Annotated in this window: 12 protein-coding genes; 9 read left to right on the forward strand and 3 right to left on the reverse strand. The window is 64.2% G+C overall.

Features of this window, described 5'->3' with window-relative positions; genetic code table 11:
* Nucleotides 1–45: 45 nt before the first annotated feature.
* The 5 genes from polA (at nt 46) to F0P97_RS05135 (ending at nt 6,248) form a co-directional block, all read left to right on the forward strand.
* Nucleotides 46–2,859, forward strand: a complete 2,814-nt coding sequence (polA, locus tag F0P97_RS05115) for a DNA polymerase I (RefSeq protein WP_182285881.1) — start codon at nt 46–48, stop codon at nt 2,857–2,859.
* A gap of 214 nt (nt 2,860–3,073) precedes the next feature.
* Nucleotides 3,074–3,754: an AzlC family ABC transporter permease gene (locus F0P97_RS05120; RefSeq protein ID WP_198424709.1), complete on the forward strand. Its 681-nt coding sequence runs from the start codon at nt 3,074–3,076 to the stop codon at nt 3,752–3,754.
* On the forward strand, nt 3,751–4,062 hold the full coding sequence (locus F0P97_RS05125; RefSeq protein ID WP_182285882.1) for an AzlD domain-containing protein: 312 nt from the start codon (nt 3,751–3,753) through the stop codon (nt 4,060–4,062). The genes F0P97_RS05120 and F0P97_RS05125 overlap by 4 nt, the downstream gene beginning before the upstream one ends.
* 132 nt (nt 4,063–4,194) lie before the next feature.
* Complete coding sequence (locus F0P97_RS05130) at nt 4,195–5,100, forward strand: dienelactone hydrolase family protein (RefSeq protein ID WP_182285883.1); 906 nt, start codon at nt 4,195–4,197, stop codon at nt 5,098–5,100.
* Between the two features lie 200 nt (nt 5,101–5,300).
* Nucleotides 5,301–6,248 carry a ZIP family metal transporter gene (locus tag F0P97_RS05135; protein WP_182285884.1) on the forward strand — a complete coding sequence of 316 codons (948 nt, stop codon included), beginning with the start codon at nt 5,301–5,303 and terminating at the stop codon, nt 6,246–6,248.
* Between the two features lie 99 nt (nt 6,249–6,347).
* Here the strand turns inward: F0P97_RS05135 and F0P97_RS05140 are convergent, their stop codons facing one another.
* The 3 genes from F0P97_RS05140 to F0P97_RS05150 form a co-directional block, all read right to left on the reverse strand.
* On the reverse strand, nt 6,348–7,121 hold the full coding sequence (locus F0P97_RS05140) for a LytR/AlgR family response regulator transcription factor (RefSeq protein WP_182285885.1): 774 nt from the start codon (nt 7,119–7,121) through the stop codon (nt 6,348–6,350).
* Nucleotides 7,102–8,172, reverse strand: coding sequence for a sensor histidine kinase (locus F0P97_RS05145; protein ID WP_182285886.1), 1,071 nt, complete (start codon nt 8,170–8,172; stop codon nt 7,102–7,104). Before F0P97_RS05145 ends, F0P97_RS05140 begins: the two co-directional genes overlap by 20 nt.
* 185 nt (nt 8,173–8,357) lie before the next feature.
* Nucleotides 8,358–9,323 carry a DMT family transporter gene (locus F0P97_RS05150; RefSeq protein WP_182285887.1) on the reverse strand — a complete coding sequence of 322 codons (966 nt, stop codon included), beginning with the start codon at nt 9,321–9,323 and terminating at the stop codon, nt 8,358–8,360.
* Nucleotides 9,324–9,663: 340 nt separating this feature from the next.
* On the opposite strand from F0P97_RS05150, the gene argH reads away from it, so the two are divergent.
* The 4 genes from argH (at nt 9,664) to F0P97_RS05170 (ending at nt 19,708) form a co-directional block, all read left to right on the forward strand.
* Nucleotides 9,664–11,112, forward strand: coding sequence for an argininosuccinate lyase (gene argH, locus F0P97_RS05155; RefSeq protein ID WP_182285888.1), 1,449 nt, complete (start codon nt 9,664–9,666; stop codon nt 11,110–11,112).
* Between the two features lie 98 nt (nt 11,113–11,210).
* Nucleotides 11,211–12,191 (forward strand): Bug family tripartite tricarboxylate transporter substrate binding protein, encoded by a 981-nt coding sequence (locus F0P97_RS05160; RefSeq protein WP_003076732.1) that lies wholly within the window; start codon nt 11,211–11,213, stop codon nt 12,189–12,191.
* 154 nt (nt 12,192–12,345) lie between these two features.
* Nucleotides 12,346–18,357, forward strand: a complete 6,012-nt coding sequence (locus F0P97_RS05165; protein ID WP_182285889.1) for an alpha-2-macroglobulin family protein — start codon at nt 12,346–12,348, stop codon at nt 18,355–18,357.
* A 229-nt stretch (nt 18,358–18,586) separates the two neighbouring features.
* Nucleotides 18,587–19,708 (forward strand): ABC transporter ATP-binding protein, encoded by a 1,122-nt coding sequence (locus F0P97_RS05170; protein WP_182285890.1) that lies wholly within the window; start codon nt 18,587–18,589, stop codon nt 19,706–19,708.
* Nucleotides 19,709–19,726: the final 18 nt, after the last annotated feature.

The raw sequence follows: 19,726 nt of genomic DNA on the forward strand, positions 1-19,726 counted from the left end.
GGGCTGCAGACCGCAGGAGCCGGGCACGCGTGCACAATCCGGGGTATGAGCAATTCCAAGACCCTGGTGCTGGTGGACGGCTCCAGCTACCTCTACCGCGCCTACCATGCCATGCCCGATCTGCGGGCGATTCCAGGCGACCCGGCCAGCCCGGCCACGGGCGCTATCCGCGGCATGGTGAACATGATGCAGGCGCTGAGGAAGGATGTGCAGGCCGATTACGCCGTCTGCGTGTTCGATGCCTCGGGCCCGACCTTCCGCGACGAGATGTATACCGAGTACAAGGCCACGCGATCGCCCATGCCCGATGATTTGCGCAGCCAGATAGAGCCCATCCACGAGGTGGTTCAGCTGCTGGGCTGGAAAGTGGTGGCCGTGCCCGGCGTGGAAGCCGATGACGTGATTGCGACCTTGGCGCAGACCGCGGCGGCCCAGGGCATACAGGTCATCGTCTCCAGCGGCGACAAGGACTTGAGCCAGCTGGTGGGCGAGCATGTGACCATCATCGACACCATGAACGGCAAGAAGCGCGACGTGGCTGGGGTGACGGCAGAGTTCGGTGTGCCGCCAGCACTGATGATCGACTACCAGGCGCTGGTGGGCGACACCGTGGACAACGTGCCCGGCGTGACCAAGGTCGGGCCCAAGACCGCTGCCAAGTGGCTGGAGGAGTTCGGCTCCCTGGACAATCTGATTGCCAATGCGGCAGGCATCAAGGGCGTTGCCGGTCAGAACCTGCGCGATGCGATTGCCAGCGGTCAGCTGGCGCTGAGCCGCCAGTTGGTGACCATGAAGACTGATTGCGATCTGTCCTCCTATATCAGCGGCCTGCCGCAGCTCGATGCCATCACGCTGGCCGAGCCCGACAGCGCAGCGCTTGCGCCCTTCTACGAGAAATACGGCTTCAAGGGGCTGGTGCGCACCCTGGGCGCCGCAGCGGCCGAAGCCAGGGCGGCCAAGCCAGGCAAGGCCGCCAAGGTCGATAGCGCCCAGGGCGGCCTGTTCGATGCCGACGACGCGGCGGCGACCGAGGTCGCCGTGGCGGCCCAGCAGCGCGATGTGCTCTACACCACGATTCTCGACGAGGCGCAGCTCGACGAATGGCTGGCCAAGATCAATACAGCCGAGCTGACCGCGCTGGATACCGAGACCGATTCGCTGGACGAGATGGTGGCCCGCATCGTCGGCATCTCCTTCAGCGTGGCCGTGGGCGAGGCTGCCTATATTCCGCTGCGTCACGAGGGCATGGATGTGCCAGAGCAGCTCGATATGGACAGGGTGCTGGCCAGGCTCAAGCCCTGGCTGGAAGACGCCAGCCGCAAGAAGCTGGGCCAGCATGTCAAATATGACCAGCATGTGTTTGCCAATCACGGCATCACCGTGCGCGGCTATGCGCACGACACCATGCTGCAGTCCTATGTGCTCGAAGCCGACCGCCCGCACAATCTGACCAGCCTGGCGCTGCGCCATGTGAACCGCAGCGGCATCAGCTACGAAGACCTGTGCGGCAAGGGCAAGAGCCAGATTCCGTTTGCCCAGGTGCCCGTGGACAAGGCCGCTGCATACAGCTGCGAGGACTCCGACCAGACGCTGGACGTGCACAACACCTTGTGGCCGCGCATCCAGGCCCATGCCGGGCTGCTGCATATCTACGAGCTGGAAATGCAGACCAGCGAAGCGCTGTTCCGCATCGAGCGCAATGGCGTGAGCATCGACGCGGGCGAGCTGGCGCGCCAGAGCAATGATCTGGGCGCACGCATCCTCAAGCTCGAGGAAGAGGCTTACGAGATTGCGGGCCAGCCCTTCAACCTGTCCTCGCCCAAGCAGCTGGGAGAGATCTTCTTCGACAAGCTGGGCATGCCCGTAGTGAAGAAGACCGCCACCGGCGCGCGCAGCACGGACGAGGAAGTGCTGGAAAAGCTGGCCGAGGACTATCCGCTGCCAGCCAAGCTGCTTGAGCACCGCTCACTGTCCAAGCTCAAGGGGACCTACACCGACAAGCTGGCCCAGATGGCCTTGCCAATCGACGGTCGCGTGCACACCCACTACGCCCAGGCCGTGGCGGTGACGGGGCGCCTGTCCAGCAACGACCCCAATCTGCAGAACATTCCCGTGCGCACGCCCGAAGGCCGCCGCGTGCGCGAAGCCTTTGTGGCCCCCGAGGGCAAGCTGATTGCCAGCGCCGACTATTCGCAGATCGAGCTGCGCATCATGGCCCATCTTTCGGGCGACGAGGCCCTGCTGAGTGCCTTCAAGAACGGCCTGGACGTGCACCGTGCCACGGCCGCCGAAGTCTTCGGCGTGAGTGTGGACGAGGTCAGCAGCGAGCAGCGCCGCTATGCCAAGGTGATCAACTTCGGCCTGATCTACGGCATGAGCAGCTTCGGCCTGGCCAAGAACCTGGGCATCGAAACCAAGGCGGCGGCTGCCTATATCGACAAATACTTCCAGCGCTACCCCGGCGTGAAGCGCTATATGGACCAGACCGTGGAGCTGGCCCACGCCCAGGGCTATGTGGAGACCGTGTTCGGCCGCCGCCTGGTGCTGCCCGAGATCAACGGCGGCAACGGCCCACGCAAGAAAGCGGCCGAGCGCGCCGCCATCAACGCCCCCATGCAGGGCACGGCGGCCGATCTGATCAAGAAGGCCATGGTGGCCGTGCAGGCCAGGCTGGATGCCGAAAAGCCCGAGGTGCTGGTCATCATGCAGGTGCATGACGAACTGGTGTTCGAGCTGCCCGAGTCCGCCAGGGACTGGGTGCAGGCCGAGATACCGGCCATCATGGCCGGCGTGGCCGATCTGTCCGTGCCGCTGCTGGCCGAGATCGGCTTTGGCAGCAGCTGGGAAAAAGCGCATTGAGCTTTTCACCAAAAAGCGCATTGAGCTTTTACCCAAAGGCGCACTGATACGCTTTCGTCCCGGGGGCGCCTAGGTTTTGCCGAGGTGGCCCCTTAAAAAAAAGAGAGCTGCTTGCGCTTTCTGAAAAATCACTTCAGGTTATTTTTGACCTGAAATGCTTTGTTCACAAGCGCTGCCAGCTCCTGAATTGTTCTAGCTTGATCCAGGAAACATCTTGTTCAAAGGCTTTGCAATGACGCCCGCCGTGCGCATGGGGCTGTCGATTTCGGTGGCAACGGGGCTGTACGGCATCTCCTTCGGTGCGCTGTCCGTGGCGGCCGGCCTCAGCCTCTGGCAGACCATGGCACTGAGCGCGCTGATGTTCACGGGAGGTTCGCAGTTCGCCTTCATCGGCGTGGTTGCGGGTGGCGGCAGCGGCATGGCGGCCGTGAGCGCGGCCTCGCTGCTGGGCGTGCGCAATGCCATCTACGGCATGCAGATGAGCCGTCTGCTGGGCGTCAAAGGGCTGCAGCGCTGGCTGGCCGCGCACTGGACCATCGACGAATCTGCGGCCACGGCATCGGGGCAGGAGGAGCTGGCCGAGCAGCGGCGCGGCTTCTGGGTCGCCGGGGCGGGTGTGTTTGCGCTCTGGAATCTGTTCACCTTGCTGGGCGCGCTGATGGGCAATGCGCTGGGCGACACGCGCCGCTTCGGTCTCGACGGGGCTGCCGTGGCGGCCTTTCTCGGCCTGCTCTGGCCGCGCCTGAATGCGCGCGAGCCGGTGGCGCTGGCGCTGGCCTGCGGGCTGGTCACGGCCCTGGCCATATCCTGGGTGCCCCCAGGCGTGCCGATCCTGCTGGCTGCGGCCCTGGGCGCCTTCTGGGGTTGGGTGCGCCCCTCGGAGGCCGAGCAATGACGCTGTCTTTGTGGCAATGGATTTTGCTGGCCTGTGCGCTGGCCTTTGTGACCAAGCTGCTGGGCTACAGCCTGCCCGAACGCTGGATGCGTAGCCCGCGCATGGCCCAGATCGCGGCCTGTCTGACGGTGGCGCTGCTGGCTTCGCTGACGGTGATGAACACCCTGGCCAGCGGCACGCAGATCGGTCTCGATGCACGCCTGGCGGCCTTGCTGGTGGCGGCGCTGGCCCTGTGGTTGCGGGCACCATTCTTGCTGGTGGTGATTCTGGGCGCGGCCGCAGCGGCGCTGCTGCGTTGGCTGGTCTGAGAACGTCAACATGTTCTGGGTGCCTGAAACGCACTGGCCTTAGACTGCTTGGCCAGCCCGGCTTGCTGTGCGAGCCGGGCTGGCTGGAGATCGTCAACATGTTCTGAAATTCCATCATCCCAAGGAGGATCCATGAAGTACGAAGACATCGCTCAGGATATGCAGGGGCTGCTCGGTGGTCGCGCCGATGCCCAGCCCAGCCGCCGCACGGCCTTGCGTGCGGCCCTGGGGGCCGGTCTGGGCGTGGGTTATGCCTGCGCTGCCGGCCCGGTCATGGCACAGTCGGCCATCAAGACCCCGGTCGACGGCCTGACGGCAGGTGAGGTCAGCATCGATGTCAAAGGCTTCAAGCTGCCGGTCTACCGGGCCATGCCTGCGGGAAAGCAGAATCTGCCCGTGGTGCTGGTGATCTCCGAAATCTTTGGCGTGCACGAGTACATTGCCGACACCTGCCGCCGTCTGGCACGTGCCGGCTATCTGGCGATAGCACCCGACCTGTTCGTGCGCCAGGGCGATCCCATGGCCTATGCCGAAATGGCCAAGCTCATGAGCGAGGTGATCGCCAAGGTGCCCGATGCCCAGGTCATGGGGGATCTGGACGCCGCCGTGCGATGGGCGGGTACCCAGGGCGGCGATGTCAAAAAGCTGGCCATCACCGGCTTTTGCTGGGGCGGGCGCATCACCTGGCTCTATGCCGCGCATGCGCCGATCAAGGCCGGCGTTGCCTGGTACGGGCGTCTGCAGGGCAACAAGAGCGATTTGCAGCCCAGCTATCCGCTGGAACTGGTGGGGCAGCTCAAGGCGCCGGTGCTGGGCCTGTACGGCGGCAAGGACACGGGCATTCCGCTGGAGTCGGTCGAAGCCATGAAGGCTGCGCTCAAGACCGGGTCTGCGCCAGCCAGGGCCTCGGAGTTCGTGATCTTCCCCGAGGCGCCTCATGCCTTCCATGCCGACTACCGACCCAGCTACCGCGAGCAGGCCGCGCAGGATGGCTGGATGCGCATGCTGACCTGGTTCAACCAGCATGGCGTGGCCTGATGCCTCATGCGCTGAAGTTTTCGGCCCGGGGGGCTTGACAGCTTTGCTAAGGTGAAAGAAATCCCGGCATGCCATGCACGGCATGCGCATCCGGGGCTGACGTTATGGGGATAGTCGCAAGCGGGCCGCGTTGGGCGGCGCATTCTGCGAAAATCCTCAAGATTCGCCTGTAAAAGGTTGCGGTTAAGCCATATAAAGCTATGACATTGGTAGCAATTATTCTGGCCACCCTGGCTGCTGGTATCGGCAGTGTCTGGGTGGCCGCGTTGTTGATGAGTCTGGGAGGGGGGCGCACGCCAGGGCTGATGCCCCAGCGTTTGCTGAGCCTGGCTGCGGGAGCCTTGCTCGCCACGGCCTTCATGCATTTGCTGCCCGAGGCGTTCGAGAGTCACGGCAAGTCCCATGATCTGTTCGTGGTGCTGCTGATCGGGCTGGTGTTTTTCTTTCTGCTGTCCAAGGCCGAGCTCTGGCACCACGGCCATGAGCATTCGCATGGAGATGCTCACCAGCATGTTCCCGTGCACCACGGTCATGCTCACGATCATCAGCATGGTCACGTCCACCATGATCATGGCGATCACGCGCATGGCCACAGCCATGGCAAGGGCGGCTGGGCCATTCTGACGGGCGACAGCGTGCATTGCTTTGGCGATGGCGTGCTGATTGCATCGGCTTTCGTGGCCGACATCCGTCTGGGCCTGATTGCTGCCCTGTCGGTGCTGGCGCATGAGGTGCCTCACCACATGGGCGATATCGTGGTGCTGCGTCAGTCCAGCAGCAATCGCCGCGTGGCGCTGATCAAGGTGTCCATGGCTGGAGCGGTGACCACGCTGGGCGGGGTGGCCGGCTATTTCCTCATTGGACAGCTGCACGAGCTGCTGCCATATTTCCTGGTCATTGCGTCGAGCAGCTTTATCTATGTGGCCCTGGCCGACCTGATTCCCCAGCTGCAAAAGCGCCTGAGCGCCAAGGAAACCGCAGCCCAGGTCTTCTGGCTGCTGCTGGGCATTGTCATCGTGACGGTGATGAGCGGCGCGGCGCACAACCATGGACATGAGCATGACCACGATCATGGCGCCGAGGTCGGGCACCAGCATGAGCCCGCATCCCCGGCTGCCGGTGAAGCGGCGCACAAGCATGAGCATTGATTGCGACTGCAGTCGATAAAAAACCGGCTTTCAGCCGGTTTTTTCATTCAGGAAATATCTCACGACTTACGCAAAGCGGGTTCAGGCCAGACGACTGAATCAGGAGGCAGGCCGCTGCAGCACTCTTGTTTGCGTAAGTCCTATATCTTTGAGCTCGGTCTTGACCGCCGCCAGTTGGCGGCGTGAGACCGGCAGCAGCTCGGGCACGCCCTGCAGGCGCAGGCCCCAGCCTTCGCCTTCCTGCGGGTCGTCATATTTCTCGAGGCCGCGCAAGGCCGCACGCAGCACCAGGGCGTTGCGGTGTATGCGCAGCAGATGTTCGCCGTGGCGGGTTTCGAGATCGGCCAGCGCTCCGTCGAGGACGTAGTTGCGCTGCACGGTGCGCACGGTGATGTATTTCTGCTCGGCCTTGAGAAAACGCACCTCGGATAGCGGCAGCCGCAGTGTGCCGCCGCGCTCCTGGATCACCAGCACAGGGCCGCTGTCTGCGACGCTGCGCGTGCTCAGTGCACGCTCGGCCTTTTGCAGCGATTGCTGCAGCCGCTCCAGGCGTACGGGCTTGGTCAGGTAGTCCACGGCATCCAGCTCGAAAGCCTGTACCGCATGGCTGGCATGCGCTGTCACGAATACGATGGCGGGCGGGCTGGGCAGGTCCACCAGTGCCGCTGCCAGTTGCAGCCCGTTGTGGCCGGGCATGTGAATGTCCAGCAGCACCAGCTGTATGGGTGTGGGCTGGGCGGCTTGCAGCATCTGCAGGGCTTGTTCGCCATCTGCGGCTTCCTGGATATGGTGGGGGCCGTGTGCGCAGTCGCCGAGCAGAGTGCGCAGTCTGGCGCGTGCCAGAGCTTCGTCATCAACGATCAGAATGTGCATGACGGGATTGTCCCGGTTTTGACTCGGTCTGCAGCAAAGGCACGCTCAGGCGCACCACATACAGCCCGTCGCGCACCTTGGCGCTGAAGCTGCCTTGCAGATCGTGCAGCAGCGACAGCCTGGCCCTGACGTTGTCCAGGGCCATGCCATGGCCGGTGCTTTGATGCTCGGCGCTGGCAGGCGGCAAGGTGTTGATGATCTGGATCAGCGCCTCGTTGCCGCGTCTTTCGGTGCGGACCTGCAGCTTGCCGCCGCGCGCATTGGGCTCCACTCCATGGCGGATGGCGTTCTCCACCAGCGGCTGCAGCAGCAGCGGTGGCAGCAGCGCTTCATGCACGCTTTCATCAAGCTGCCACTGCATCTGCAGGCGCTCGCCAAAGCGTACCTGCTCTATGGACAGATAGCGCTGGGCCAGCTCTATCTCCTGCGCCAGCGTGGTGGTCAGATGGGGTTCGGCCAGCGCATAGCGAAACAGATCGCTGAGGTCTTCGAGCAAGGCTTCGGCCTTGGCGGGCTCGGCGCGCACCAGCGCAATCGCGCTGTTGAGGGTGTTGAACAGAAAGTGCGGTCTTATGCGTGACTGCAGCTCGGTGAGACGGGCCTGGGTTTGCGCTGGCGTGTTGCCGCGCGCGCGCAGCACCAGTGCCGTCACCAGCAGCGCGGCCAGCAGGCCTCCCGTGACGGCACTGGCCAGCCAGGGGACTTTGGCTATGCCGATGAAGAACAGCATGCCGCAGGCATAAAGCCCTGCGAGCGCGCCCAGCAGCACGCCGGCCAGATACTGGCCGCGCGTGTCCAGACGCTGCAACTGGTGCTTGAGGCTGCAGGCTGCGATCAGCCAGACCAGGGTGCCGGGCAGGCAGGCTCCGGTGAGCAGGGCCGCGCTGCTAAACCACTCCCAGAGCGAGTCCGCACCATAGATGGCGGCCGTGCCCACCACCACCTGTACAAACAGCACGGCACGCAGTACCACGCCGGCATTGCAGGCGTCGAACACCAGGACCGGGCGGGTCGAGGCGGGAGTTGCGGCGATGAGCGGTGAAATGGGCACAGGTGGTCTGGAGCAGGGCGGTGACTTGGATGCAAGAGCTGGGCGGGCAAGCATGCGCAAAGAGCATGTCCATCGACATGCCCGATCCGAATTTGCGCAAGTCCTGTGATTATTGGCACGGAGCCGCGGTGCAGCTGCAATTCCTGCGGCATCTGTCGGTTTGATGCATCAGCGTTTGTGCTGACTCAAACCGAGGCCGCAGCCCGGCTTGCGGCCTGAAAGCGTCTGAGCGACCAGACCAGGCCCGCGAGAATCAGCAGCATGGGCGTCAGCTCGCCGATCCGGGGCAGGCGCTGTTCATAGAGGAAGTGGTAGGCCAGGGCGAACAGGGTCTCGAACACCAGCAACTGGCCCACGAAGGTGATGGGCAGGCGCTGGCTGGCGGCATTCCACATCCAGTTGCCCAGCCAGGACGAGAGGATGGCCACGGCCAGATTCAACAGCCAGAACAGTTGCCAGCGCTGGGCCGCAATGTCGGGGCTGCCGGCGCCGCTGGCCTCAGGCGATATCAGCCAGAGCAGGGCCCAGAGCAAGGCGCTGATCAGCCCGACGACCAGACCCCAGAGCGTGGACCATTCCGTGCCGTTGAAGCGGCTTTGTGCCAGGTAGCGGGTGTTGTCCAGCGCGTAGCGGCTCCAGCAGAGCATGGCCAGCACGGCCATCAGCACGCCCAGCAGATAGCGCCCCTGGCTGCCTTCGGACCCTGTGCTCAGCGCATGGACATTGACGAGCACGATGCCGGCCAGAATCAGCGCCATGGGCGCCAGCATGCGGCGCAGCGGAAGCGCACCGCTGGTGTTGCGGCCCAGCAGCGGCACGGTGACGGGAACCAGGCCCACGATCAGCGAGGTCACGGCCATGCCTATCCATTGCACGGCGGTGGCGACCAGGGCAAAGTACACCACATTGCCCGTCAGGGCCAGCCAGACCAGATGCCGGATATCGGCCGCTTGCAGCCTGGGCAGCAGCCTGGTGGCCCGGGGCAGGAAAACGCATAAGGCCACCACGCCATAGAGCACGAAGCGGCCAAAGGTGATCTGCAGCGGAGAGAACTCCGGCAGCATGGCGGGCACGAGAAAAATCGCGCCCCAGAGCGCGCAGGCGGCCAGCGCAAAACCGAGGCCGGAAATCAGGGAAGAGCGGGAATTCATGCCGGGCGGCGCGTCAGCCGGGTGGGCCGCGACCTGTGGGGTGGGTGAGCAAAGACGCCGTGATTGTCCGCGCAAGCCAGAAACAGAGTGGCTGCAGCCAGATTTACCTGATTTGCATGGAATGGCCTTGCAGGCCTTTACCATAAAGCGTAGAAAGCTATTGATTAATGAGCAGATGGCGCGTGAATGCTGCTTTGTCGCAGTGGCTGGCAATGGCTCTGGGGCGCTCTGGCGCCGGCGCCGGGTCAGGCCGATAAAATCCCTGTTTCTGCTTTGCACAGCCGTCACGCCAAACTTCTGCATTGGGCGGCCTGTGGTTTTACGGGATTGTTGCCCTCACATGTCTACATCTGCTCCTTCGCACAACCAGCTCGATTCCAAGGCCGAAGCCTGGTCTGCCCTGTTCTCCGAACCCATGAGCGACCTGGTCAAGCGCTACACCTCCAGCGTGTTCTTTGACAAGCGCATGTGGCAGGCCGACATTCAGGGCTCTCTGGCGCATGCCGAAATGCTGTCGGCCCAGAAGATCATTGCGGCCGAAGATTTTGCCTCCATCCAGAAGGGCATGGCGCAGATCACGGCCGAGATCGAGGCCGGCACTTTCGAGTGGAAGCTGGACCTGGAAGACGTGCACCTGAACATCGAGGCACGCCTGACCCAGCTGGTCGGCGATGCCGGCAAGCGCCTGCACACCGGCCGCAGCCGCAACGACCAGGTGGCCACCGACGTGCGCCTGTGGCTGCGCAGCGAGATCGACCTGATCGAAGGCCTGCTCAAGGAGCTGCAGCGCTCGCTGGTCGAAGTGGCCGCCAAGAATGTGGATGTGATCCTGCCCGGCTTCACCCATCTGCAAGTGGCCCAGCCCGTGAGCTTCGGCCACCATATGCTGGCCTATGTGGAAATGTTCAAGCGCGATGCCGAGCGCATGCTGGACGTGCGCAAGCGCGTCAACGTGCTGCCCCTGGGCTCTGCGGCCCTGGCCGGCACCACCTACCCGCTGGACCGCGAGCGCGTGGCCAAGACCCTGGGCATGGAAGGCGTGAGCCAGAACTCGCTGGACGGCGTGTCCGACCGTGACTTCGCCATCGAGTTCACCGCGGCGGCCTCGCTGTGCATGGTGCACGTGAGCCGTCTGTCGGAGGAGCTGATCATCTGGATGAGCCAGAACTTCGGCTTCATCAAGATTGCCGACCGCTTCACCACCGGCTCGTCCATCATGCCCCAGAAGAAGAACCCCGACGTGCCCGAACTGGCACGTGGCAAGACCGGCCGTGTGGTCGGTCACCTGATGGGCCTGATCACGCTGATGAAGGGCCAGCCCCTGGCCTACAACAAGGACAATCAGGAAGACAAGGAGCCGCTGTTCGACACGGTGGACACCTTGAAGGACACGCTGCGCATCTTTGCCGAGATGATCGGCGGCCAGCTCAACCCCGCCAGCGGCGTCAAGGAAGGCGGCATCACCGTGAATGCCGAGAACATGCGCGCTGCCGCCCTGAAGGGCTATGCCACGGCCACCGACCTGGCCGACTATCTGGTCAAGAAGGGCCTGCCCTTCCGTGACGCCCACGAAACCGTGGCTCACGCCGTGAAGCTGGCCACCATGAAGGGTGTGGACCTGACCGAGCTGCCGCTGGCCGAGCTGCAGGCCTTCAACCCCAATATCGAGGCCGATGTGTTCGAGGCCCTGAGCCTGGAAGGCTCGCTCAATGCCCGCAACACGCTGGGCGGAACGGCTCCGGCGCAGGTGCGTGCGCAACTGGCCAAGCATCAGGCACGTCTGGCCTGACAGGCTCCGGCACTGTGGCGTAACGTTCACGCCTTGAAAGCGCCCTTTGCCGGGCGCTTTTGTTTTGGTTAGTCTGGAAAAGCATAAGGAGAAAACACATGACGCAAACACGTCGTCAATGGCTGAAGGCCGGAGTGGGAGCGGCTGCAGCATCTGCCCTGGGCTCGGTGGCCTGGGCCTCGTCGGGCCAGCCCATCCGCATTCTGGTGGGCTTTCCACCCGGCGGTGGCTCGGATGCGATTGCGCGCCTGCTGGCCGACAAGCTCAAGGACGAACTGGGCGGCGTGACGGTGCTGGTGGAGAATCGCCCCGGCGCTGGCGGCCAGATTGCAGCGCAACTGCTCAAGGCCTCGCCTGCCGATGGCCATACGCTGTTTCTCACGCATGACCACACCATCTCCATCCTGCCCAAGGTCGTGAAAAAGCCGGGCTTCGATCCGCAGCAGGACTTCATTCCCGTGGCCGGGGTTGCCACTTTTGTGAATGCGCTGGCCGTGTCCAGCAACACGCCGGTGAGGAATCTGGCCGAGTACGCGGCCTGGGCCAGGGGCAGTGCCAAGAACGGCACCATCGGCATTCCGGCGCCGGCTTCGACGCCCGAATTTCTGGTCAAGATCCTGGCCGACCACTACAAGCTCGATCTGGTGGCCGCACCGTATCGCGGCAGCGCCCCCTTGCTGGCCGATATGCTGGGCAATCAGATTCCTGCCGGCATTGCCTCGGTGCCGGACTTCATGGAGAACCAGAAGGCTGGCAAGCTGCGCGTGATCGGCGTGCTGGGCGCCAAGCGTCAGGCTTCCATGCCCGAAGTGCCGACCTTGCTGGAGCAGGGCATCAAGGGCTTCGAGGACATGCCTTACTACGGCATTTTTGCGCCCAAGGGCGTGCCCCAGGCCTTTGTCGAGCGCTTTTCTGCAGCCGTGGGCAATGTGCTCAAGCAGCGTGATGTCTACGCGCAGCTGACGGCATTGGGGCTTACAGTTGGATACATGAATCCCCGCCAGTTGGGGGAGCGTGAGGCTGCTTATTCCAGGGTCTGGGCCGGTATCATTCAGCGCAGCGGTTTCCAGCCGCAGTAGTTTCGCGCGTGCGGCACCTGCTCAAGGCCCTGCTTCACTTGTGAGGCAGGGCTTTTTGCATTCTGCCGTCCTGCACTGCTGCGTCGCTGATTCCAGACTTCAGATTCAAACAGCCAGGGCCGGCGACATGCCTGCCCGAAAAGAAAGTGACTGTATGACTGTGCCTTATGCAGAGGGAAGGAAGAGGGAGCAGATCGCGCCGCACTGGCGCAAGCTGCTGAATGCAGGTCTGTTATGGGGCCTGGCGGCCACGGCGGCCCACGCCGTGGGGGTACGCCAGTTCAGCCCGCAGGGAGATGTGAGCAAGGTGGGCCAGGTGGTGGTGCAGTTCGATGCAGCTGCCGTGCGCTTTGGCGATCCCAAGGCCGCTGCGCCGGTCAACCTGCAGTGCAGCGATGCCCGGGCCGCCAAGGGCACGGGGCGCTGGAACAGCGAAAAGGAATGGGTATTCGATTTTGCCCAGAACCTGCCCGCTGGCGTGCGTTGCACGGCCCAGCTCAACCCTCAGTTCAAGAGCGTCGCGGGTACAGCGCTGACGGGCGCAGCCAGCTATCAATTTCAGACAGGCGGTCCGCAGATGGCCAGCATTGCGCCCGACACCTATGAAGAGGTGGACGAGCAGCAGTACTTTGCCCTGCGCCTGACGGGCGCGGCATCCGTCGACAGCCTCAAGCAGCGCGTCTGGTGTACCTCCGAAGGCGTGGGCGAGCGCATCCCCGTGCAACTGATCGAGGGCAAGGACCGCGAGGCCGTGCTCAAGCAGCGCCACTGGGACAAGGATGCGGCCCAGCACCCGCAGAACTATGCGGTGCTGGCCTGCAACCGCCGACTGACCTCGGGCAGCAAGATGACCCTGGTCTATGGCAAGGGCGTGGCCATGGCCAATGGCCTGGTCAGCAAGGACGAGCAGCGCTATGAGTACCAGGTACGGCAGCCCTTCAGCGCCGACTTCAGCTGCGAGCGCGAGAACGCCAACGCCGCCTGCCTGCCGATCCGCCCCATGCGCCTGTCCTTCAGCGCGCCGGTGCCGCGCAAGCTGATCGAAGGCATACGCCTCAAGAGCGGCGCCTCGGCCGTGGCACCCATCATCGAGCAAAATGGCGACAAGCTGGCCGAGGACTCGCTGGTGGACAGCGTGACTTTCCCGGCCACCATGCACCCCAACACCAAGTATGTGGTGGAGCTTCCGCCGCAGTTCAAGGATGCCGCGGGCCGCACGCTGAGCAATGCCAATATGTTCCCGCTGGCCACGGCCACGGGCAATATGCCGCCGCTGGTGAAGTTTGCGGCGGCGCCATTCGGCATCGTCGAGCGTTTTGCCGAAGGCCCCAAGGGACCGGCGCTGCTGCCCGTGACGCTGCGCAATGTGGAGCCGCAGCTCCTGGGCAAATCGCTGGACGCCAGCGTGGTGCGCACCAAGAAAGGCGGCTCGGATGCCGACATCATCGCCTGGCTCAAGAAGGTGGAGCGCTATGACAGCTATAGCGTGGAACGCAAGCGCGCGGCACGCGATGTGAAGGTGCTGCCTCCGGTCATCAACGACGACAAGCACTGGGTGCAGACCCGCATGCTGTCGCTGCTGGACGGCCAGAGCCAGACCCAGACGCTGGAGCTGCCCAAGGCGGCCAAGGGCGACCCACGCCCCTTCGAGGTCGTCGGTATTCCGCTGAATCCGGGCTTCCAGGTGGTGGAGATCGCCTCGCCCATGCTGGGCCAGTCGCTGCTCGACGAAGGCTATGGCGCGGGCCGCACCATGTATGTGCGCACCTCGGTGCTGGTGACCAATCTGGCCGTGCACTTCAAGCTGGGTCGCGAAAACTCGGTAGCCTGGGTGACGACGCTGGACAAGGGCAAGGTGGTGCCTGGCGCCACGGTGCAGGTCTCGGACTGCAACGGTCAGGCGATTGCCTCGGCCGTGACCGATGCGCAAGGCATTGTGACCTTCAACGGCCTCAACCCCAGTCCGCCCTCCTGCAGCAACGAGGACGGCTACTACCGCAGCAGTTCCTATTTCGTGAGTGCGCGGGCCAAGACCGAGGCTGGCGAGGAGCTGGCGTTTGTCTGGAGCAACTGGAACAAGGGCATAGAGTCCTGGCGCTTCAATGTGCCGACCAGCTCCAGCAGCAAGCGCGACGAAGTGGCGCATACGGTGTTTGACCGCATGCTGTTCCGTGCCGGCGAAACCGTATCCATGAAGCACTTTCTGCGTGCCCTGACCGGTCCCGGCAAGAATTCCAAGGGCTTTGAACAGACCCAGGAGAAGCCCGATCGCCTGACCATCACCCACCTGGGCAGCGGCCAGCGCTTTACCCAGGCCCTGAGCTGGAATGCCAATGGCAGCGCGACCAGCGAGTTCCCCATCTCCAAGGCCGCCAAGCTGGGCGAATATGCGGTGGAGCTGAGTTACACCAGCGGCAACAGCCGTCGCTCCAGCTTCAGTACCGGCATCTTCCGTGTCGAAGAGTTCCGCCTTCCCGTGATGGAGGGGCGTGTGGGCCCGGCTGGCAAGGAGCAGCTCTACGCTGTGGGCAGCGTGCCTGCAGAAGTGCAGATCAACTATGTCTCGGGCGGCGCTGCCGCCAATCTGCCGGTCAAGGTGTCGGCTCTGCTGCGTTCCAAATCGCTGGACTTCTCAGGCTGGGATGGCTTCAGCTTCAACCCGCCGCGCAGCGCCCAGGACATGGGCAGCAGCGACGACGAGGAAAGCACGGCGGCCGACGACACCAAGGTCGTGGCCGACAAGCTGCCCGTGACGCTGGACAAGAACGGACTGGGCAAGGTCAGCATCGACAAGCTGCCCAAGTCCGGCGAGCCGCGCGAGCTGCTGATGGAGGCGACCTATGCCGACCCGAATGGCGAGGTGCAGACCCTGCGCAGCACACGCACCATCTGGCCGGCTGCCGTGGTGGCAGGCGTGCGCTCCGAGAACTGGATCTCCGTGGACCGCAAGCTGCGCTTTCAGGCGCTGACGCTGGATACGGCAGGCAAGGCACAGGCAGGCGTGCCCGTCAAGGTCGAAGCCGTGGCGCGCATCACCACCTCCAGCCGCAAGCGGCTGGTGGGCGGCTTCTACAGCTACGACAACCAGACCACGCTCAAGAATCTGGGCACCGTGTGCTCGGGCACCAGCGACAGCCATGGTCTGGTGCAATGCGAGGCCCAGCTGTCCCAGCCTGGCGAGGTGGAGCTGATCGTCAAGGCTGCCGACAAGGAAGGCCGCAGCAGCCAGGCCGCGACCTCGGTGTGGGTCACGGGTCAGGGCGAACTCTGGTTCGGTGGCGAAGACCATGACCGCATGGATGTGTTGTCCGAGCGCAAGAGCTATGAGCCCGGCGAGACGGCGCGCTTCCAGGTCCGCATGCCCTTCCGCCGCGCCACGGCGCTGGTGGCAGTGGAGCGCGAAGGCATCGTCAGCACCCAGGTGGTGGAGCTGGCGGGTGACAACCCCACGGTGGACGTCAAGATCGAAGACAACTGGGGCCCCAACGCCTATGTCAGCGTGCTGGCGCTGCGCGGTCGCCTGATGGAAGTGCCCTGGTACAGCTTCTTCACCTGGGGCTTCAAGTCGCCGCTGGAGTGGTGGCGTGCCTTCTGGAATGACGGCAAGGAATTCATCGCGCCGACGTCCATGGTGGACCTCTCCAAGCCTGCCTTCCGTTTCGGCATGTCCGAAATTCGCGTGGGCCTGAAGAACAATACTTTGGACGTCAAGGTGTCCTCGGACAAGTCCAGCTACAAGGTACGTGGCACGGCCAAGGTCACCATCAAGGCCACGCTGCCCGATGGCAAGCCTGCAGCAGGTGCCCATGTGGCGCTGGCGGCCGTGGACCAGGCTCTGCTGGAACTGATGCCCAACAGCAGCTGGAATCTGCTCGATGCCATGCTGACGCGCCGCGAATGGGGCGTGCAGACGGCAACGGCCCAGATGGAGGTGATTGGCCGGCGCCATTACGGCAAGAAGGCCGTGCCTGCGGGCGGTGGCGGTGGCCGCAGCCCCACGCGCGAGCTGCTCGACACCTTGCTGCTGTGGAAGCCCGATGTGGTGCTGGACGGCAACGGCATGGCCCTGATCGAGGTGCCGCTCAACGACGCCCTGACCACCTTCCAGGTGGTGGCCGTGGCCGATGCGGGCGTGAGCCTGTTCGGCACTGGCCAGGCGGCGATCCGCACCACGCAGGATCTGCAGATCATCAGCGGCTTGCCGCCGCTGGTGCGCGAGGACGATCAGTTCCGCGCCCAGGTCACGCTGCGCAACACCTCGGCCAAAGCCATGAAGGTGGAAGTCACGCCGCGCGCCACCATGCTGGAGCTCAAGGCCCAGACCGTGGAGATTCCCGCCGGCGAGGCGCGTGAAGTGGCCTGGGATGTGAAGGCTCCGGCCCAGCTCTCCGGCACGCGTGCCGAAGCGCTGATCTGGGAGATTTCCGCGCGCGATACCGCTGGCGGCGCCGATGCGGCGCAGGATGCGCTCAAGGTCAGCCAGCGCATCGTGCCCGCTGTGCCGCTGTCGGTACAGCAGGCCACGCTGGTGCAGGTCAGCGGCAGCTATAGCGTGCCCGTGAATCCGCCCGCTGATGCGCTGCCCGGCCGTGGCGGCCTGCAGATGTCGCTGGTGCCCAAGCTGACCGAAGGTCTGCCTGGCGTGCGCGACTGGTGGGCCCGCTACCCCTACTCCTGCCTGGAGCAGACCACCAGCAAGGCGGTCGGCATGAACAACGCCGAGCTGTGGGGCAGCACCATGGCCCAGCTGCCCAACTATCTGGACGGCGACGGCCTGGCCAACTACTTCCCGCCTCAGGACGGCTCGGTCAGCCGCGGCAGCGATACGCTGACAGCGCATCTGCTCAATATGTCGGCCATGGCACAGGGCGTTGACAAGCGCTTCGTGATCCCGGCGGCCGAGCGTGCGCGCATGGAGGACGGCCTGATCGCGTTTGTGGAAGGCCGCATCCAGCGCAACTTCTGGAGCCCGCGCAAGGATCTGGAAATGCGCAAGCTGGCGGCGATTGCTGCGCTGGCGCTGTCTGGCAAGGCCACGCCGCGCATGCTCGACAGCATCAATGCCACGCCCAACCAGTGGCCCACGCACACGGTCATTGACTGGGTGCTGCTGCTGCAACGCATGAGCGATGCGCCTCAGCGCGATGAGCGCCTGGCCCAGGCCATGCAGATCCTGCGCGCGCGCCTGACCTACAACGGTACGCGTGCCGGCTTCTCGACCGATCAGGACGATGGCTGGTGGTGGCTGATGCAGGGTCCGGACGTGAATCTGGCGCGTCTGATCCTGGCGACCATCAACGACCCGGCATGGGCCGAAGACATGCCTCGTCTGGTCAGCGGCTTTATCGCGCGCCAGCAGTCCGGTGCCTGGAACACGACCACGGCCAACCTCTGGGGAGCTCTGGCGCTGCGCCGCTTCTCGCAGAAGTTCGAGTCCGAGCCCGTGGCCGGCAGCACCGTGGCCAGCATGAACGGCAACGAAGCCAAGGTGAACTGGGCCGATGTCAGGCGTGCCACGTCCGAGGATGCGCAGGGAACGGCCCATTCCAACAGCGTCTTCGGTGAACCCGTGCGTGCTGGCGGCCTGATGAACAACACCATGTTCATGCCCTGGGCCAAGGCCGGCAAGGGTCAGCTCAGCGTGACGCAGCAAGGCACGGGCAAGCCCTGGCTGACCGTGCAGTCCGTGGCGGCCGTGGCCCTCAAGGCTCCGTTCAGCGCCGGCTACACCATCAAGAAGACCGTCACGCCTGTGGAGCAGGCGGACAAGGGGCTGTTTGGTGGCGGCCAGTACACGCGCGGCGATGTGCTGCGCGTGACGCTGGAGGTGCAGGCCAAGACCGATATGACCTGGGTGGCCATTACCGACCCCGTCCCCACGGGCGCGACCATTCTGGGCGGCGGCCTGGGCCGCGATTCGGAAATCGCTTCCAAGGGCGAAAAGCAGGAGGGAGCCGGCTGGCTTGCCTATGAAGAGCGCAGCTTCGAGTCCTACCGTGCCTACTACCAGTACCTGCCAGCAGGTACGACCAAGGTCGAATACACCGTGCGCCTGAACAATGCCGGTGAGTTCGCCCTGCCGCCCACGCGTGCCGAAGCGCTGTATGCGCCCGAGATGTTTGGCGAGATTCCCAACGCCAAGCTCAAGGTGGTGATGCCCAAGTAAGCCCTCGGCGGTTTCTCGGCCATACGGCAAGCCCCGGTCTGCGCAAGCAGTCGGGGCTTTTTTCATGCACTGATGCTATGGATATTGAAGCTGCTTTCGCATTTAAAAAGGATGATTCAAGATCATTTCTATCTGAGATCAATAAATAGCAGGCGCCAGAAGCTCCTGTTTTATTTGGTTGGATCTGGGTTGACACGCGGCTGTCATCCAGTCTTTCTAGACTGGCGCGATGTCTTTGATCGAGCTGGAGAACGTCGCCAAATCCTGGGGTGACGCCACGGCCCTGCATGCCGTGAATCTGCGCATTGAACCAGGCTCGTTTTGCGTCCTGCTCGGCCCTTCGGGCTGCGGCAAATCCACCACCTTGCGCATGATTGCCGGGCTGGACATGCCCACCTCGGGGTCGGTGCGCATCGATGGTCGCGACGTCACCCATATGCCGCCTGCAGAGCGCGGCATTGCCATGGTGTTCCAGAACTATGCGCTGTTCCCGCATCTGAGCGTGGCAGACAACATCCAGTTCGGTCTGCAGGTGCGCAAGGTTGGCAAGGCCGAGCGCGAGCAGCGTCTCAGGCAAACGGCAGAGCTGCTGGGGCTGACGGCGCTGCTGGAGCGTCGGCCCGGGCAACTCTCGGGCGGCCAGCAGCAACGCGTGGCGCTGGGCCGAGCGCTGGTGGCGCAGGCCAGGGTCTGCCTGATGGACGAGCCGTTGTCCAACCTCGATGCCCAGCTGCGCCAGGAAATGCGCGCCGAGCTGCGCGAGCTGCAGCAGCGTCTGGGTCTCACGGTGGTCTATGTGACCCACGACCAGGCCGAGGCCATGAGCATGGCCGATCAGGTGGTGCTGCTCAACAAGGGCCTGGTGGAACAGGCTGCCGGGCCGCGTGAAATCTATGCCCGGCCCGCAACCACGTTTGCCGCGCGCTTTATCGGCACGCCCGCCATGAACATCGTTGCCCTGCAAGGCAACCGGATTGCCGGCAGCGATGTGGCCGTAGCTCCGGATCTGGTGGCTGGCAGCGCCTATCCACAATCGCTGGGCGTGCGGCCCGAGGTGATTTCCGTGGCACTTGATGCCGACGGCGGCAACGAGGGCCTGGGCAACGGCATTCCGGCCACTGTGCAGGGCTTTGAATATCTGGGTGCCGATCTGGTGCTGCGCTGCCTGGTGGGCAGCGAACTGCTGACGGCGCGTGTGCCCGGCCATGCCCATGCCGATCTGCGGCCCGGACAAGGCGTGGTCCTGTGCTGGCCACAGCAGGCTGCGCACTGGTTCGATGCGCAGGGTGGGCGCATTCATGTTTGCGGGCAGGCGGTGGACTCCGCCCGCTCTTTGCTGGCTGCAGCCTGAGCTGTCAGCGTTTCCCAT

This window comes from Comamonas testosteroni (assembly GCF_014076415.1).
Classification (GTDB): Bacteria; Pseudomonadota; Gammaproteobacteria; order Burkholderiales; family Burkholderiaceae_C; genus Comamonas; species Comamonas testosteroni_F.

Excerpts from the sequence above, each read along its gene's own strand:
- polA (WP_182285881.1), top strand. The coding sequence starts at position 46 with ATGAGCAATTCCAAGACCCTGGTGCTGGTGGACGGCTCCAGCTACCTC.
- F0P97_RS05125 (WP_182285882.1), top strand. The coding sequence starts at position 3,751 with ATGACGCTGTCTTTGTGGCAATGGATTTTGCTGGCCTGTGCGCTGGCC.
- F0P97_RS05130 (WP_182285883.1), top strand. The coding sequence starts at position 4,195 with ATGAAGTACGAAGACATCGCTCAGGATATGCAGGGGCTGCTCGGTGGT.
- F0P97_RS05135 (WP_182285884.1), top strand. The coding sequence starts at position 5,301 with ATGACATTGGTAGCAATTATTCTGGCCACCCTGGCTGCTGGTATCGGC.
- F0P97_RS05140 (WP_182285885.1), bottom strand. The coding sequence starts at position 7,121 with ATGCACATTCTGATCGTTGATGACGAAGCTCTGGCACGCGCCAGACTG.
- F0P97_RS05150 (WP_182285887.1), bottom strand. The coding sequence starts at position 9,323 with ATGAATTCCCGCTCTTCCCTGATTTCCGGCCTCGGTTTTGCGCTGGCC.
- argH (WP_182285888.1), top strand. The coding sequence starts at position 9,664 with ATGTCTACATCTGCTCCTTCGCACAACCAGCTCGATTCCAAGGCCGAA.
- F0P97_RS05160 (WP_003076732.1), top strand. The coding sequence starts at position 11,211 with ATGACGCAAACACGTCGTCAATGGCTGAAGGCCGGAGTGGGAGCGGCT.
- F0P97_RS05165 (WP_182285889.1), top strand. The coding sequence starts at position 12,346 with ATGACTGTGCCTTATGCAGAGGGAAGGAAGAGGGAGCAGATCGCGCCG.
- F0P97_RS05170 (WP_182285890.1), top strand. The coding sequence starts at position 18,587 with ATGTCTTTGATCGAGCTGGAGAACGTCGCCAAATCCTGGGGTGACGCC.